The organism is Streptomyces sp. 17_S59, from assembly GCF_056930295.1.
In genome coordinates this window covers 710,359-726,721 of sequence record NZ_JBXOWD010000001.1, presented here as the reverse complement: position 1 = coordinate 726,721, position 16,363 = coordinate 710,359, and the positions used below count along the sequence as shown (strand labels likewise).

The 16,363-nt window shown below is 73.1% G+C and carries 13 protein-coding genes; 9 read left to right on the top strand and 4 right to left on the bottom strand.

The window, feature by feature from the left end; genetic code table 11:
* Window positions 1-24: 24 nt before the first annotated feature.
* Window positions 25-1,038 (bottom strand): PHP domain-containing protein, encoded by a 1,014-nt coding sequence (locus AC1Z4A_RS02930; protein WP_483676247.1) that lies wholly within the window; start codon window positions 1,036-1,038, stop codon window positions 25-27.
* A gap of 95 nt (window positions 1,039-1,133) precedes the next feature.
* Between AC1Z4A_RS02930 and AC1Z4A_RS02925 the strand changes: the two genes are divergently transcribed.
* Complete coding sequence (locus tag AC1Z4A_RS02925) at window positions 1,134-2,612, top strand: NAD(P)/FAD-dependent oxidoreductase (RefSeq protein WP_483676246.1); 1,479 nt, start codon at window positions 1,134-1,136, stop codon at window positions 2,610-2,612.
* A gap of 3 nt (window positions 2,613-2,615) precedes the next feature.
* On the opposite strand, the gene AC1Z4A_RS02920 is transcribed toward AC1Z4A_RS02925, so the two are convergent.
* Window positions 2,616-4,049 carry a lipase maturation factor family protein gene (locus tag AC1Z4A_RS02920; protein ID WP_483676245.1) on the bottom strand — a complete coding sequence of 478 codons (1,434 nt, stop codon included), beginning with the start codon at window positions 4,047-4,049 and terminating at the stop codon, window positions 2,616-2,618.
* Between the two features lie 78 nt (window positions 4,050-4,127).
* Between AC1Z4A_RS02920 and AC1Z4A_RS02915 the strand changes: the two genes are divergently transcribed.
* The 8 genes from AC1Z4A_RS02915 to AC1Z4A_RS02880 all read left to right on the top strand — a co-directional run bounded on the left by AC1Z4A_RS02915 (window position 4,128) and on the right by AC1Z4A_RS02880 (window position 15,046).
* A complete protein-coding gene (locus tag AC1Z4A_RS02915; RefSeq protein ID WP_483676244.1) occupies window positions 4,128-6,206 on the top strand; it encodes a SpoIIE family protein phosphatase in 2,079 nt (692 codons plus the stop codon).
* Between the two features lie 128 nt (window positions 6,207-6,334).
* A complete protein-coding gene (locus AC1Z4A_RS02910) occupies window positions 6,335-7,372 on the top strand; it encodes a CinY protein (protein WP_483676243.1) in 1,038 nt (345 codons plus the stop codon).
* 108 nt (window positions 7,373-7,480) lie between these two features.
* Window positions 7,481-9,367: a methylmalonyl-CoA mutase family protein gene (locus tag AC1Z4A_RS02905; RefSeq protein ID WP_483676242.1), complete on the top strand. Its 1,887-nt coding sequence runs from the start codon at window positions 7,481-7,483 to the stop codon at window positions 9,365-9,367.
* Entirely contained in the window at window positions 9,367-11,577 is a 2,211-nt protein-coding gene (scpA, locus tag AC1Z4A_RS02900) for a methylmalonyl-CoA mutase (RefSeq protein ID WP_483676241.1), read from the top strand. Before AC1Z4A_RS02905 ends, scpA begins: the two co-directional genes overlap by 1 nt.
* A 4-nt stretch (window positions 11,578-11,581) precedes the next feature.
* A complete protein-coding gene (gene meaB / locus AC1Z4A_RS02895) occupies window positions 11,582-12,589 on the top strand; it encodes a methylmalonyl Co-A mutase-associated GTPase MeaB (RefSeq protein ID WP_483676240.1) in 1,008 nt (335 codons plus the stop codon).
* 105 nt (window positions 12,590-12,694) lie between these two features.
* Window positions 12,695-13,603 carry an ATP-grasp domain-containing protein gene (locus tag AC1Z4A_RS02890; RefSeq protein ID WP_483676239.1) on the top strand — a complete coding sequence of 303 codons (909 nt, stop codon included), beginning with the start codon at window positions 12,695-12,697 and terminating at the stop codon, window positions 13,601-13,603.
* Entirely contained in the window at window positions 13,600-14,418 is an 819-nt protein-coding gene (locus tag AC1Z4A_RS02885; protein ID WP_483676237.1) for an ATP-grasp domain-containing protein, read from the top strand. Before AC1Z4A_RS02890 ends, AC1Z4A_RS02885 begins: the two co-directional genes overlap by 4 nt.
* Window positions 14,419-14,497: 79 nt before the next feature.
* Window positions 14,498-15,046: a glycoside hydrolase family 25 protein gene (locus AC1Z4A_RS02880; protein WP_483676236.1), complete on the top strand. Its 549-nt coding sequence runs from the start codon at window positions 14,498-14,500 to the stop codon at window positions 15,044-15,046.
* 2 nt (window positions 15,047-15,048) lie between these two features.
* Here the strand turns inward: AC1Z4A_RS02880 and AC1Z4A_RS02875 are convergent, their stop codons facing one another.
* Together AC1Z4A_RS02875 and AC1Z4A_RS02870 are read right to left on the bottom strand one after the other, a co-directional pair.
* Window positions 15,049-15,654 carry a mycothiol-dependent nitroreductase Rv2466c family protein gene (locus tag AC1Z4A_RS02875; RefSeq protein WP_483676235.1) on the bottom strand — a complete coding sequence of 202 codons (606 nt, stop codon included), beginning with the start codon at window positions 15,652-15,654 and terminating at the stop codon, window positions 15,049-15,051.
* 96 nt (window positions 15,655-15,750) lie between these two features.
* On the bottom strand, window positions 15,751-16,299 hold the full coding sequence (locus AC1Z4A_RS02870) for a hypothetical protein (RefSeq protein WP_483676234.1): 549 nt from the start codon (window positions 16,297-16,299) through the stop codon (window positions 15,751-15,753).
* Window positions 16,300-16,363 lie beyond the last annotated feature (64 nt).

Here is a 16,363-nt window from a genome sequence, read left to right as displayed (position 1 = left end):
ACCCGGACGGGGGAACTGCCGTGGTCACTTCGACCGGGTCCACTCCAGCAGCCGCCGCGCGGTCCAGGTGGTGACGACCCGCTCGGCGGGCACCCCGCACTCCTCGGCGCGGGCACAGCCGTAGATCTGCCAGTCGAGCTGGCCCGGCGCATGGGCGTCGCTGTCGATGGCGAACAGCACCTCCGCGTCGAGCGCCCGGCGCAGCAGCCGGCGCGGCGGATCGAGCCGCTCGGGGCGGCAGTTGATCTCCACGGCGGTGCCGAAGCGGGCGCATGCGGCGAAGACCAGGGCCGCGTCGAATTCCGACTCGGGCCGCGTCTTCCCGCCGTTCAGCCGCCCGGTGCAGTGCCCCAGGACGTCCACGAGCGGATTGACGACGGCCGAGACCAGGCGCCGGGTCATGCTCTCCGCGTCCATGCGCAGCTTCGAGTGCACCGAGGCGACCACCACGTCGAGCCGTTCCAGCAGCTCGGGCTCCTGGTCCAGCGAGCCGTCGGCGAGGATGTCGCACTCGATGCCCGTCAGCAGCCGGAATCCGTCGCCCAGCCGCTCGTTCACCTCGGCGACCACGTCGAGCTGCTCCCGGAGCCGCTCCGCCGACAGCCCGCGGGCCACGGTCAGCCGGGGGGAGTGGTCGGTGAGCACCGCCCACTCGTGTCCCAGGGCACGGGCCGTGCGGGCCATCTCCTCGATCGGGCTGCCGCCGTCCGACCAGTCCGAGTGCAGATGGCAGTCGCCGCGTAGGGCGGCGCGCAGCCGCTGCCCGCCCTCGGTCAGCGGACCGCCGGCGTCCGCCTCCAGCCGCCGGAGATAGTCCGGCACCTCGCCGGCCGCCGCCTCGGCCACCACGGCGGCGGTCTTGGGGCCGATGCCCTTCTTCGCCGTCAGGGAGCCGTCGGCCGCCCGGCGCCGGACCTCCTCGTCCGGCAGGGCGGAGATCACCGCGGCGGCGGTGCGGAACGCCTTCACCCGATAGGTGGGCGCCTGCGACCGTTCCAGCAGGAACGCGATGCGCTCCAGCGCCTCCACCGGCTCCATCGCACCACCTCCACACACACCACCGTGCGCCCCGGGATCCGTGCCCGCACGTGTTCAGGCCGTGTCCGATACGGGCAGATCATCCATCACCCCGAGTGACCGTCGTAGCCGTCGCAGTCGTCGCAGCCGTCGTCGAGGAGAGAGAGCCGGAGATGAGCGAGCCGAACCACAGCAGGCCCGTCCCGAAGCCCCGCCGGGCGGTGGTGCTCGGCGGTGGGATGGCCGGGATGCTGGCCGCGGCGGTCCTGGCGGACCACGCCGACGAGGTGGTGGTCGTCGAGCGGGACCGGCTGCCCGTGCAGGCCCTGCCCCGCAAAGGGCTGCCGCAGGCCCGGCACGCCCATCTGATGCTCTCCGGCGGGGTGCGGGCCGTCGAGTCGCTGCTGCCCGGCATCACCGGCCGGTGGATCGCCGCGGGTGCCCGGCGGGTGGCGCTGCCCACCGCCATCGTCTCGCTCTCGGCGCAGGGCTGGATCCCGCGGGCGCCCGAGCGGCAGTTCCTCGTCTCGTGCAGCCGCGACCTGCTCGACCTGGTAGTCCGGCGGCAGGTCCTGGCCCTGCCGGGGGTCACGCTGCGGGAGGGGACGGAGGTGCGGGGCCTGACCGGTGACGCCCGGCGGGTGACCGGCGTCCGGCTCGGCGACGGGGAGGCGGGCGGCGCGCACACGCTCCCGGCGGACTTCGTCGTGGACGCCACCGGGCGCGGCTCGCGGGCCCCGGGCTGGCTGGCGGAGCTGGGGCTGCCCGCCGTCCGGGAGGAGACGGTCGACTCGGGCCTGGTCTATGCCAGCAGGGTCTTCCGGGCGCCGCCGGGTGCCGAGGACTTCCCCGTGGTGAGCGTCGCCTCCCTGCCCGGTTCGGCCCTGCCGGGCCAGGGCATGACGATGCATCCCGTCGAGGGCGGGCGGTGGCTGGCGACCGTCTCCGGCACCCGGGGCGGCGAACCCTCCCGGCACACGGCCGAGTTCGAACCGTTCGTCCGCAGCCTGCGCCATCCGCTCGCCGCCGACCTCATCGCCCGCGCGGAGCCGCTCACCGAGGTGCACCTGACCCGCTCCACCGTCAACCGGCGCCGCTTCTTCGAGCGCGTGGACCCGTGGCCCGCGGGCTTCGTCGTCACGGGCGACGCCGTCGCCGCGTACAACCCGATCTACGGGCACGGCATGTCCGTCGCCGCCCTCGCCGCGGTCGCACTGCGCGACGCCCTGGCCGGGCAGGTGCCGGGGGATCCCCGGGTGGCCCGGCGCGCGCAGCGCGCGATCACCCGTACGGCCGACGGGGCCTGGGCCATGGCCGCCGGTGAGGACATCCACTACCCCGGTGCCGTCGGCGAGCGGCCCCCCGCCGCCGCGCTGCTGCTGCGCGGCTACATCCAGCGGATGATGCGGACCGGGACCGTGGACCACGCCGTGACCCGGGCGCTGATGGACGTCATGACGCTCTCGGCGCCGCTGTCGCGGCTGTTCACGCCCGCCGTGGCGCTGCGCGTGGCGCGCGGTCCCCGCCGTCCGACCCCGCAGGAGCCGCCGATCACCGCCGACGAACGGGCCCGCGCCGGGCTGACGCGGCATTGACCGTCAGGGGCGGCGCACCAGGTAGGCGGGCGGCAGGAACTCCCGTTCGAAGACGCGGTGCCACCAGGCGCCCGTCTCCCGCAGCTCGCGCCACGTGGTGAAGCGGTAGAGGTAGAGGCGGGCGCGCACATGCGTGGGCGGGGCGGTGGGGAAGGGGTTGTGGCGCAGCAGCCGCAGCGTGGCGGGGTCGTTGGTGAGCAGCCGTTCCACGAAGGGGCCGAACCATTCCTGCGCATAGCCCGGTGAGATCCCGGCGAACCACATCAGCCAGTCGAGCCGCAGGTGGTACGGGGCGAACTGGCGCGGCAGCCGGCGCGGGTCGCCCGGCTTGCCCTTGAACCCGTACTCCTTCCACACCGTCCCCGGGCCCACCGTCTCCTCGTCGGTGCCCTCGACGATCACCTCGTGCCGGCTGCGGTTGATGCTGCCGAAGGCGCCGTAGGTGTTGACCAGGTGGAACGCGTTGAAGGACATGTTCATCCGCTGCTGCGACGAGAGCAGGTTGCAGGCCGGCCACCAGCTGAGCGCCACCACCAGGGCCGTGGCGGCGGAGACCAGGCCCACGAACCAGTACGGGGCGGCCGGCTCCGGCACCCGGCCGGGCAGCGACAGCAGCTCCGCGGCGGCCGCCCCGTCGACGGCGGAGCAGGTCAGCACGATCGTCACCCAGTTCAGCCAGGAGAAGTTGCCGGAGGCGACGAGCCAGAGCTGGGTGCAGATGATCAGCCCGGCGGCCACGCTCGCCACCGGCTGCGGGAAGAAGAGCCCGACCGGCACCACGAGCTGCGCGACGTGGTTGGCGGCGACCTCGACGCGGTGCAGCGGCTTGGGCAGCCGGTGGAAGAACCAGCTCAGCGGGCCCGGCATGGGCTGGGTCTCGTGGTGGTAGTAGAGGCAGGTCAGATCCCGCCAGCAGCTGTCCCCGCGCAGTTTGATCAGCCCCGCGCCGAATTCGACGCGGAAGAGCAGCCAGCGCAGGAGCCACAGCACGAGAACGGGCGGGTCCGTCCCCGCGTTGCCCAGGAAGACGGCCAGGAACCCGGTCTCCAGCAGCAGGGACTCCCAGCCGAAGCTGTACCAGGTCTGGCCCACGTTGACGATCGACAGGTACAGCACCCACAGCACCGCCCACATCGCCATCGCCGCGCCCAGCGGGACCGCGTCGGCGGCACCCCCCAGCACCGCTGCCGACAGCAGCGCCCCGGACCACGCCCAGGCGGCGAAGAAGCGGTCCGAGTAGTGGAAGTGGAAGACGCTGGGGGCCCGCCGCAGCGGTACGTACGCCACGTACCGGGGGACCGGCAGCATGCCCCGTTCCCCGATGAGCGCACGGAACTGCAGCGCCGCCGAGAGGAAGGCGACCAGGTAGATCGTCGCCAGCGCCCGCTGGAAGATCAGCCGGCTCAGCCAGTAGCCGGATGCCGTGAACCACTCCATGCCGGTATCCGTACCACCCGGTCCCCCGGACCCCACCGTCACATCGAAGAAACGGGCAAAAGATGGCAGAGTGGCCCTATGGTCGATCGGGGAGCGACGCCCGCCGCCGGACCGGCACCGGACGACTGGCCCGCCCGCCCGGAGCAGATCCTCGCCCTCAACCGCACGGGAAGCTTCGACTGGGACCTCGAGAGCGGCCGGCTGCACCTGGACGCGCCGGCCCTGGAGGTCCTGGAGGTGCCGCCGGAGCAGTTCCACGGCAGCATCGGCGACCTGGCCGGCCGGCTGCCCCGCACCGACGCCGCCGACCTGGACTCCCTGATCGCCCAGGCGCTGAAGAACGGCAGCGAGACCTACGGGGCCTACTACCGCATCCGCACCGACGACGGCGGCTTCCGCTGGACGTACGCCCAGGGCCGCATCCGGCGCGACGAGGACGGCCGCCCCCGCCGCATCATCGGCCTCGTCCGCGATGCCACCGAGGAGCTGGGCCACGCCGGGCCGCGCGAGCCCGACGAGGAGCGGCGCCACCAGACCAGCGTGGTCGAGACGACGACCGCCGCCCTCGCCCACGCCAGGACCGTCCAGGACGTCGTCGACTTCTTCAAGGACCCCCGGGCCGTCGAGCACCTCGGCTCCGACCTCCTGGTCCTCGGCCTGATCGAGACGGGCCGCATCCACCTCGTCGCCGAGGGCCCCTCCGAGCACTTCATCCCCGGCACCCGCTTCACCCGGGTCGACGACAACTTCCCCATGAGCGAGGTCATCCGCACCCTCCGGCCCCGCTTCATCGAGTCCCGCGAGGAGTTCGCGGCCTGCTACCCCTGGCTGTGGGAGGGCATCAAGGACATCGGCATCTGCTCCGCCGCCTACCTCCCGCTGATCGCACAGGCCCGGCCCATCGGCGCCCTCGGCCTGCTCTACCGCGAGACCCGCGGCTTCACCCGGCAGGAGCGCAACATCTTCATCGCCCTCGGCAGCAGCGTCGCCCAGAGCATCGCCCGCGCGATGCTCTTCGACCAGGAGCACGACCTCGCCGAGGGGCTCCAGCAGTCCATGCTGCCGCGCCGCATCCCCGACGTCCCCGGCGCCCAGATCGCGGTCCGCTACCGCTCCGCCCGCATGGGCCGGGACATCGGCGGCGACTGGTACGACGCGATCCCGCTCCCCGGCGGCCGGGTCGGGGCCGTCATCGGGGACGTCCAGGGCCACGACACCCACGCCGCCGCGGTCATGGGCCAACTGCGCATCGTCCTGCGGGCGTACGCCACCGAGGGGCACTCCCCGGCCACGGTCATGGCCCGCGCCTCCTCGTTCCTCCACGAACTCGACACCGACCGCTTCGCCACCTGCACCTACGCCGAGGCCGACCTCACCACCGGCGTGGTGCAGCTGGTGCGCGCCGGCCACATAGACCCCATGCTGCGCCACACCGACGGCACCTGCCGCCGCCTGCCCGTCTCGGGCGGGCTGCCGCTGGGCCTCTCCGCCGAGTTCGGCCGGATCGACTACCCGGTGACGACCGTGGAGCTGGACCCGGGGGAGACCCTGATGCTGTTCACCGACGGCCTCGTCGAACAGCCCGGCTTCGACCTCGACGAGGGCATGCGGCTGCTCTCCGGCGTGATCCGCAACGGCCCGTACGACCTCCAGCGGCTGGCCGACAAGCTGTGCGAGGTCGTGGGGGAGCGGCTCGGCGAGGACGACATGGCCGTCCTGCTGCTGCGCCGCCAGGGCCCCGCGGCCCGGGGCGGCGGTCGGCTCCAGCAGCACATCGCCCCCGCCGACCCCGAGGGCCTCTCGGCGGGCCGGCACATGATCCGTGCGGCGGTACGGGCCTGGGGCGCCCGGGAGCGCTCGGACGAAATCGAGCTGGTGGCCGACGAGTTGGTCACCAACGCCCTGCTGCACACCGACGGCGCGGCCGTGGTGACGATCCGCATGCTCACCGGCCCCGAGCGCCGGGTGCGCGTCGAGGTCGAGGACAAGTCCAGCGTGCTGCCGCGCCGCCGGGAGCCGGGGGAGTCCGGGGTCTCCGGCCGGGGGCTGCTGCTGGTGGACCGGCTGGCCGACGTCTGGGGCGTGGAGCCGCGCGGCACCGGCAAGTCCGTCTGGTGCGAGTTCGTCGTGCCGGACCGTCACCACATCGCGGACTGAGCGGCCGGCCCCCCCCTTCCCGTCATCTCCTGTTGGCCCGGAGTTCGACGCAAAGGAATTGCAAAATCCACATGTTTCGGTGTCCACTGTCCCTTCGCCCTGACGGACCGTCGGAAAGACCGAAAACCATGTGGACTTCCGCAATCAGACCGCTGCGCAGCCGTGCCACCCTGCTCGTCGGCGCCGCTGCCCTGGCCCCGACCGTGCTGCTCACCGCCCAGGCACAGCCGGCCCTGGCCTTCGGCACGGTCAATAAATTCGGCCAGAGCGCGGAGCACGAGCGCATCACCCGCGCCGCCCTCGCCTGCGCCCCCGGCACCCCCTCCGACGGCACCTGCTTCGAACCCCGCTCCCTCGACCAGCTCGCCGGCCACAAGGGCACCTTCGGAGCCGTCGGGTCCCCCGACAGCGACGAGTTCGCCGTCCCCGAGGCCCACTGCGACAACGCCGACTTCCTCGCCACCCCCGGCTACCCGCGCAGCCGCGAGGCGGCCACCGCCCAGCTGCAGGCGTGCATAGCCAAGCTGCAGACCCGCTTCCGCGAGGGCGTCGACGCGGCGGGCGGAACCCTGAAGGCCGACGGCACCGTCGCGCCCGCGGAGAGCGACCTCACCAAGGACTGCACCTTCACCCTCGGCCTGCCCGGCCGCAACAAGTGCGAGGCCATCGAGGGCCTCGGCCGCGCCCTGCACGGCGTGCAGGACTTCTACTCGCACAGCAACTGGACCGACAAGCCCGCCGACCGCCCGCTCGGCAAGGACAACCCGCCCGGCCTGAACCTGCCCGCTCCCTCCCCGCTGCTCGCCCTCGCCACCGGCCGCCCGCCCGCGCCCGCCGCCGTCCCCCGCGACCTGACCACCGGCTGCTTCTCCCTGATCCCCTTCGGCTGCTCCCGCCGCGTCCAGCACACCGACCTCAACAAGGACACCGGCACCATCGACCCCGCCACCGGAGCCACCGGAGCCACCGGCAACCCCACCACCGCACGCGGCGCGACGGCGGGCAACTTCGACCGCGCCGTCCACGGCGCCATCGCGGACACCCGCCGCCAGTGGGCCGACTTCCGCGCCGCCCTGACCGCCACGTACGGCAAGGAGCGCGCCGCGGCCATCGGCTGCGTCCTCACCCACGACGCGCCCGCCCGCGACTGCGCACCGCGGCACTGACCCGCCCCGCCACCGGGGGAGCGCCCAAGGACGGGAAGACAGGAAGAGGTCAAGGTCACAGCCGTTGCCCCTGCTGCCGGACGCGCCTGCTCCCCTAACCTTCCCCGCATGACGGTCCTGCCCGAGAACGGCTTCTCCTTGGCGGCCGAGTTCCCCGACGCGACCCGCGAGCAGTGGCAGCGCCTTGTCCAAGGCGTGCTGAGCAAGGCGGGCACCGCGGCCGAGGGCCCGGCGGCCGAGGAGGCGCTGGCCACCGCGCTCCAGGACGGGCTCGCAACCCGCCCGCTGTACACGGCCGAGGACGGCGCCGCCGTCCCCGGCCACCCCGGCTTCCCGCCGTTCGTCCGCGGCGGCCGCGCCGAGGGCACCGCGGTGTCCGGCTGGGACGTACGCCAGCACCACCGCGACCCCGACCCGCGCCGGGCCAACGAAGCCGTCCTCGCCGACCTCGAGAACGGCGTCACCTCCCTCTGGCTGACCGTCGGCCCCGCGGGCCTGCCCGTCGACGCCCTCCCCGCCGCGCTCGAGGGCGTCTACCTCGACCTGGCGCCCGTGGTCCTCGACGCAGGCGAGGACTTCGAGGCCGCGGCGCGGCAGTTGCTCCGGCTCCACGACGAGCGCGCCGTGCCCCGCACCGCCGCCCGCGCGGTCCTCGGCGCCGACCCGCTCGGCACCCTGGCCCGCACCGGCACGGACGCCGACCCCACCGGGCCACTGGCCGCGGCCGCAGGCCTCGCCGGGCTGTGCACCCGCGACCACCCGGGCATCCGGGCGCTGACCGTCGACGCCCTGCCGTACCACGAGGCGGGCGGCTCGGCCGCCCAGGAACTGGGCTGCTCGCTCGCCACCGGAGTCGCCTACCTCCGCGCGCTCACCGCCGCGGGCCTGCCCGTCGACGCGGCCTGCGCACAGCTGGAGTTCCGCTACGCCGCCACCGCCGACCAGTTCCTCACCATCGCCAAGCTGCGCGCCGCACGCCGGGTGTGGGCCCGGGTCGCCGAGGTCAGCGGCGCGGCCCCGGCCGCGCGGGCCCAGCGGCAACACGCCGTCACCTCCTCGGTGATGACGACCCGTCGCGACCCCTGGGTCAACATGCTGCGCACCACCATCGCCTGCCTCGGCGCGGGCGTGGGCGGCGCGGACGCCGTCACCGTGCTGCCCTTCGACGAGGCCCTCGGACTGCCGGACGCCTTCGCCCGGCGCATCGCCCGCAACACCTCCTCGGTCCTGCTGGAGGAGTCCCACCTGGCCCGGGTCATCGACCCGGCGGGCGGCTCCTGGTACGTGGAACGGCTCACCGACGAACTCGCGCACGCCGCCTGGGCCTGGTTCCAGGAGATCGAGCGCGCCGGGGGACAGGCCGCCGCCCTGCGCTCCGGCCTGATCGCCGAGCGGCTCGCGGAGACCTGGCGGACCCGCTCGGCCGACCTGGCCACCCGGCGCGAACCCGTCACCGGCGTCAGCGAGTTCCCCCACCTCGGCGAGCAGCCCGTGCACCGCGACCCGGCCCCGGCGCCGCTCTCGGGCGGACTGCCCCGGGTCCGCCGCGACGAGGCGTACGAGGCACTGCGCGCCCGCTCCGACGCCCACCTCGCCGCCACCGGCGCCCGGCCCCGCGTCTTCCTCGCCGCGCTCGGCCCCGCGGCCGCCCACACCGGCCGCGCAGCCTTCGCCGCCAACCTCTTCCAGGCGGGCGGCATCGAGCCCGTCCACGACCCCGTCACCGTCGACGCCGCCACGGCGGCCGGGGCGTTCGCCCGCAGCGGTGCCACCGTGGCCTGCCTGTGCTCCAGCGACAAGCTCTACGCCGAGCAGGCCGAGGCCGTGGCCGCCGCCCTCAAACAGGCGGGCGCCGCCCGGGTGTTCCTCGCCGGGAAGCCGGACGGCGAGCAGCGGGAAGCATGCCGACGAGCCGGAGTCGACGAGTTCGTCTTCGCCGGCGGCGACGCGGTCGCCGTCCTCTCCTCCGTCCTCGACCGCATGGGAGTGGCGTGATGCGGATCCCCGACTTCTCCGACGTCGACCTGGGACCGGCGGACCCCGCCCCCGCCGACACCGCCCAGTGGCGCGCGGCCCTGAAGGAGAACACCGGCCGCAGCGCCGAGGACCTGCTCTGGGAGACCCCTGAGGGCATCGGGGTCAAGCCGCTCTACACGGCCGGGGACCTGGACGGCCTCGACTTCCTCGCGACGTACCCGGGCATCGCGCCCTATCTGCGCGGCCCCTACCCGACGATGTACGTCAACCAGCCCTGGACGATCCGGCAGTACGCCGGGTTCTCCACCGCCGAGGAGTCCAACGCCTTCTACCGCCGCAATCTGGCGGCTGGTCAGAAGGGCCTGTCCGTGGCCTTCGACCTGCCGACCCACCGCGGCTACGACAGCGACCACCCGCGCGTCACGGGCGACGTCGGCATGGCGGGCGTCGCCATCGACTCCCTCTACGACATGCGGCAGCTCTTCGACGGCATCCCGCTGGACCGCATGACCGTGTCGATGACGATGAACGGCGCCGTCCTGCCCGTCCTCGCCCTCTACATCGTCGCCGCCGAGGAGCAGGGCGTACCGCCCGAGAAGCTGGCCGGGACCATCCAGAACGACATCCTCAAGGAGTTCATGGTCCGCAACACCTACATCTATCCGCCCGGCCCCTCGATGCGGATCATCTCGGACATCTTCTCCTACACCTCGCAGAAGATGCCGCGGTACAACTCCATCTCCATCTCCGGCTACCACATCCAGGAGGCCGGGGCCACCGCCGACCTGGAGCTGGCCTACACCCTGGCCGACGGAGTGGAGTACCTGCGCGCCGGACTGGCCGCCGGACTGGACGTGGACGCCTTCGCGCCGCGCCTGTCCTTCTTCTGGGCGATCGGCATGAACTTCTTCATGGAGATCGCCAAACTGCGCGCGGCCCGTCTGCTGTGGGCCCGCCTCGTCAAGCAGTTCGACCCCAAGAACACCAAGTCGCTGTCCCTGCGCACCCATTCGCAGACCTCCGGCTGGTCGCTGACCGCCCAGGACGTCTTCAACAACGTGGCGCGCACCTGCGTCGAGGCCATGGCCGCGACCCAGGGGCACACCCAGTCGCTGCACACCAACGCCCTCGACGAGGCGCTGGCCCTGCCCACCGACTTCTCCGCCCGCATCGCCCGCAACACCCAGCTGCTGCTCCAGCAGGAGTCCGGGACCTGCCGGGTGATCGACCCCTGGGGCGGCAGCGCCTACGTCGAGCGGCTCACCCACGACCTCGCCCGCCGCGCCTGGCAGCACATCGAGGAGGTCGAGGCGGCCGGCGGCATGGCCCGGGCGATCGACGCGGGCATCCCCAAGCTGCGCGTCGAGGAGGCCGCGGCCCGCACGCAGGCCCGCATCGACTCCGGGCGGCAGCCGGTGATCGGCGTAAACAAGTATCGCCCTGAAAATTCCGCCAGCGACGAGCAGATCGAGGTCCTCAAGGTCGACAACTCGGCCGTGCGCGCCCAGCAGATCGACAAGCTCCGGCGGCTGCGCGCCGAGCGCGACGAGGCGGCCTGCCAGGACGCTCTGCACGCGCTCACGCGCGCCGCCGAGTCCGGCCCCGGCCGGGGGCTCGACGGCAATCTGCTCGCCCTCGCGGTGAACGCGGCCCGCGCCAAGGCCACCGTGGGCGAGATCTCCGACGCCCTGGAGAAGGTCTACGGCCGGCACGCCGGGCAGATCCGTACGATCTCCGGTGTGTACCGAGAGGAAGCCGGGCAGTCGTCCGGAGTGGAGCGCACCCGGGCGCTGGTGGAGGCCTTCGAGCGGGAGGACGGCCGGCGGCCGCGCATCCTGGTCGCCAAGATGGGCCAGGACGGCCACGACCGGGGCCAGAAGGTGATCGCCACGGCCTTCGCCGACCTCGGCTTCGACGTCGACGTCGGCCCGCTGTTCCAGACCCCGGCCGAGGTCGCGCGGCAGGCGGTGGAGGCGGACGTGCACATCGTCGGCGTCTCCTCGCTGGCGGCCGGTCACCTCACGCTCGTCCCCGCGCTGCGCGAGGAACTGGCGGAGCAGGGCCGGGAGGACATCATGATCGTCGTCGGCGGGGTCATCCCCCCGCAGGACGTGCCCACGCTGCTGGAGATGGGCGCCGCCGCGGTCTTCCCGCCCGGCACGGTCATCCCGGACGCCGCCCACGACCTGCTGAAGACCCTCGCCGGTGTCCTCGGCCACGAGTTGTGAGCCCATGGCGTCCCCAGCGCGCAGGACGATCGACGTCGACGCGTATGTCAAGGGCGTGCTCGACGGCAAGCGGGCCGCCGTCGCCCGGGCCATCACGCTCGTCGAGTCGACGCGGGCCGACCACAAGGCGCTCGCCCAGCGGATGCTGACCGAGCTGCTCCCGCACGCGGGGGCGGCCCGGCGCATCGGCATCAGCGGCGTGCCCGGCGTCGGCAAGTCCACCTTCATCGACGCCTTCGGCACCCTGCTCACCGGCAGTGGCCACAAGGTCGCCGTGCTGGCCGTCGACCCCTCCTCCAGCCGCACCGGGGGCAGCATCCTCGGCGACAAGACCCGCATGGAGCGGCTCGCCGTAGACCCGGCGGCCTTCGTGCGCCCCTCGCCCACCGCCGGCACGCTCGGCGGGGTCGCCAAGGCCACCCGCGAGACCATGGTGGTGATGGAGGCCGCCGGATACGACGTGGTGCTGGTGGAGACCGTGGGCGTGGGCCAGTCCGAGACGGCCGTCGCCGACATGGTCGACACCTTCCTGCTGCTCACCCTCGCCCGCACCGGCGACCAGCTCCAGGGCATCAAGAAGGGCGTCCTGGAACTCGCGGACGTCGTCGCCGTCAACAAGGCGGACGGCCCCCACGAGCGCGACGCCAGGGCCGCAGCCCGCGAACTGGCCGGGGCGCTGCGCCTCATGCAGTCCCCGGACGCCGCCTGGAACCCGCCCGTCCTGACGTGCAGCGCACGCGAGGGCACCGGCCTGGAGGCCCTGTGGCAGCGGGTGGAGGCGCACCGGACGGTGCTCGACGCCACCGGCGGGCTGGCGGCGCGGCGCCGCGAGCAGCAGGTCGACTGGGCCTGGAGCATGGTCCGCGAGCAGCTCCTCGCCGAGCTGCGCGACCACCCCGGGGTGCGCCGCCTGGGCCCGGAACTCGAACAGCAGGTGCGGGAGGGCACGCTGACGGCGAGCCTGGCGGCCGAGCGGCTGCTGGCGGCGTTCCGCTCGCCCCCGCAGGAGTGACCGGCGCCGCGTACGTACCCCGCTGCCGCCCATGACATCCTGGGCCGTCACAGTTCTGCCGGGCGGGTTCGGCGGACGTCCGGGATTTCGAGGATGATGCAGCACATGAGACTCTGCTTCCTGGTGGAGGAGCAGTACCGGTACGACGGCATGCCGGTGGACGTGATCCGCCAACTGACCGCCTGGGGGCACCAGGTGGACGTGCTGCGTCCGGGCAGCTCCCTGATCCGGCTCTCGGAAACGGTGCGTGCCGGACACCACGATGCATGGGTGCTCAAAACGGTCTCCGGCGGGCCCGGGCTGACGCTGCTGGAGGCGGCCGCGACCGTGGGGCTGACCACGGTGAACGACGCCCGCTCCATCCGCGGGGTACGGGACAAGGCGCTGGCCGCCGTCATCGCCGGGGCCCACGGCCTGCCGGTGCCGGAGACCTACGCCGCCGCCCGCGCCGAGGAGTTCGCCGGGCTGCCCGCGAGCGCGTACCCGCTGGTCGTCAAGCCGGCCGACGGCAGCTCGGGACGGGCGGTACGGCTCGTCGCCGACCCGGGACAGCTGGCGGCCGCCGCGGCCGAAGGCGCCGACGACGGCCGCGAGGTGCCGGGCGGAATGCTGATAGCCCAGCCCTATGTGCCCAATTCGGGTGTCGACCTCAAGGTCTACTGCATCGACGGGGAGCTGTACGCGACCGAGCGCCGCAGCCCCATCCACCCCGACCGGCCCGCCCTCGAGCGCCAGGTGCCGCTCACCGCCGAGGTGGCCGCCATCGCCACCGAGGTCGGCGTCGCCTACGGCCTCGACCTCTACGGCGTGGACATCGTGTTCGGCCCCGACGGCCCGGTCGTCGTCGACGTCAACGACTTCCCCAGCTTCCGCCAGGTGCCCGACGCCGTCGCCAAGGTCGCCTGGGCCGTCCTGCGCCTCGCGCGGTCCGGCGCCCGCGGGCCGGAGGCGGTCCCGGCCCCCTCGCCCGCGCTGCTGGCCGCGCCCGCCGCTGCCGCAGGGGGCCGCGCATGAGGATCTGCCTGCTCACCCCCGCCCCCGACCACCCGCTGCTCGCCGACACCAGCGCCCTGCTGAAGCGGCATCACCAGGTCGAGTCGCTGGACCCGGCCACGGTCACCGACGCAGGCTCCCGCTTCCCCGGACCGGAGTCGCTCGCCGACGTCTATCTGCTGAAGACCCGCACCCCGCACGCCCTGGCTCTGGCCCGCCACCTGGAGGCGCACGGCGCCCCGGTGCTCAACTCGGCCGCGGCGACCGAGCTGTGCCAGGACCGCACCGCCATGGCGGACCTTGCGCTGCGCGCCGGACTGCCCTTCGTCGCCACCCGCACCGAGCCCTCCATGACCCGGCTCGCGCTCGACGGCGCGCCCTCCTGGCCCGTCGTCGTCAAGAGCAGGCACAGCCGCCGCCACGACCTGGTGGCCCGCATCGACGACGCGGAAACCCTCCGATCGCTGTCCCGCCGGTGGCCCGACGAGCCGGTCGTCGTCCAGCGCTTCACGCCCAACGACGGCTGGGACCACAAGCTGTGGGTCGTCGCCGGCCAGGTCTTCGCCGGACTGCGCCGCTCGGAGCTGGCGACGCCCGTGCCCGACAAGCGCACCCGCTCGATCCCGCTCCACCAGCTGCCCTCGGGCTGGCTCGACGTGGTCCGCCGGGTCGGCGAGGTCTTCGCCCTGGACGTCTACGGAGTCGACCTCCTCGACGTCGGGGGAGCACCCCTGATCGTCGACATCAACGCCTTTCCCGGCATCCGTGGCCAGGCGGGAGCCCCCGAGGCGCTGGCCGAACTGGCCCTGCGTGCGGCGGCGGGACAGAAGATCTGAGGCCACGCCTCTCGCTGCCGCGCCGCCGCGGACCGATACTGCGGACGCCCCGTCGTCCGCGGTACCGGAGGAGACCGGCATGCTTCACGGGATCGACGTCAGCAGTCACAACAGCGCCGACTACAGCCTCGAAGGCCAGGACTTCGTCTTCGTCAAGGTCACGGAGGGGACCTCCTACACCAACCCCAAGTGGGTGACGCAGCGCGACCGGGCCCGCCGGGCCGGGCTCGCCGTCGGCTACTACCACTACGTCACCCCCGGCTCGATGTCCGCCCAGGTCGGCTGCTTCCTGGACAAAATAGCCTTACGCAAGGGCGACATCCTCGCCCTCGACTGGGAGCACCCGGACGTCTGGTGCCGTGACAAGGACCGCTGGCTCACCTGTGCCCGCTCCGCCACGCCGGGCCACCGGGTGGTCCTCTATTGCAACCGGGACTACTGGTTCAACCGGGACACGACGAGCAACGTCGGCGACGGCCTGTGGATCGCCGACCCCGAACACGTCCCCGGCCGCCCGGCCGTACGCCACCCGTGGACGTTCCACCAGTACAGCTGGTCCGGGGGAACGGACCGCAACGTGGCCCGCTTCACGGACCGGGCGGCGCTGCGGGCCTGGGCGACCGGCTGACCTCAGCTGAAGTCGAGGGCGCCGGTGCGCGTCCGCTTCAGCTCGAAGAACTTCGGGTAGCCGGCCAGCAGCCGTACCCCGTCGAAGATCCGTACCGCATCGTCGCCCCGCGGGATCTCCGACAGCACCGGACCGAAGAAGGCGACACCGTCGATGTGGATCGTGGGCGTGCCGACCTCTTCGCCGACCGGGTCCATGCCCTCGTGATGGGTCTTGCGCAGCTCCTCGTCGTATTCCGTGGTGTGCGCCGCCCCGGCCAGGGACGCCGGGAGACCGGCCGCCACCAGCGCCTCCTCGAGAAGCTCGTCCGAGACCTCACGGTCCTGGACGTGGATCCGGGTCCCGAGCGCGGTGTAGAGGTCGCGCAGCACGTGCTCGCCGTGTGCCCGCGCCGCCGCCGTGCACACACGGACCGGCCCCCACCCCACGTCGAACAGCCGCTGGTACCGCTCGGGCAGGTCTTCACGGCCTTCGTTGAGCACGGACAGGCTCATCGTCCGGAAGCGGAGGTCGAGTTCACGCTCGCGCTCGACCTCGAGGATCCAGCGCGAAGTGATCCAGGCGAAGGGGCAGATGGGGTCGAAGTAGAAGTCCACTCGGTAGGTCATGGACATGATGCTAGAAGCCCGGCGGCCCGGGAATCAGGGCCATTCGGGGTCGGTGATCTTGGGCCACTTCGGCGGCCGGAGCGTGGCCGGCCCCGATCAGTCGGGGCGCTTCCCTGCGGTGACGTAGGTGAACGGCGCGGAGACTCCGGCGCTGTGGTGGCCGGCGGCCGTGAGGGCCAGGGTCAGTCGCTTGCGCGGCTGGAGCCCCAGGCCGGCCGTTGCGTGCAGCGCGCCGAGCGCGAATTCGTCCCCGCACCCGACGGCCGCGTATCCGTCGGCGGGCTCGGCTATCTGGTAGTCCTCGTAGACGGCGAACAGGCGGCCGTACACGCCGACGAGGAACGTGCCCGCCTTCTCCTGCTCGGATTCCTTGCTCGCCCAGCCGCCGTTCTTGAGGCACGTGCGCAGCTTGTCGACGAAAACGGTGGCCATGAACCGGTCCAAGTCGCCCTTGGGCTTGGGTGCCTTGAACGCGTGGTGCAGCAGCTGTCCCATGCGGAAGCTGGTGGTGAACCCCATGGCGTACGGGCCGTTGCGGAAGATCTTCGGATCCCGGCGGACGGTGAGCCGGTAGCCGGAGACGCCCGCCGAGTCCCCGCCCAGGTGCACCCGCCCGTTGTGTACAAGCCCGACGATCACGGTCATGGTCTCCCCCTCTGCTGTGCCGCCCTCTCCGATACTGCGCCGGAGGAAACGGGCGGAAACCGGC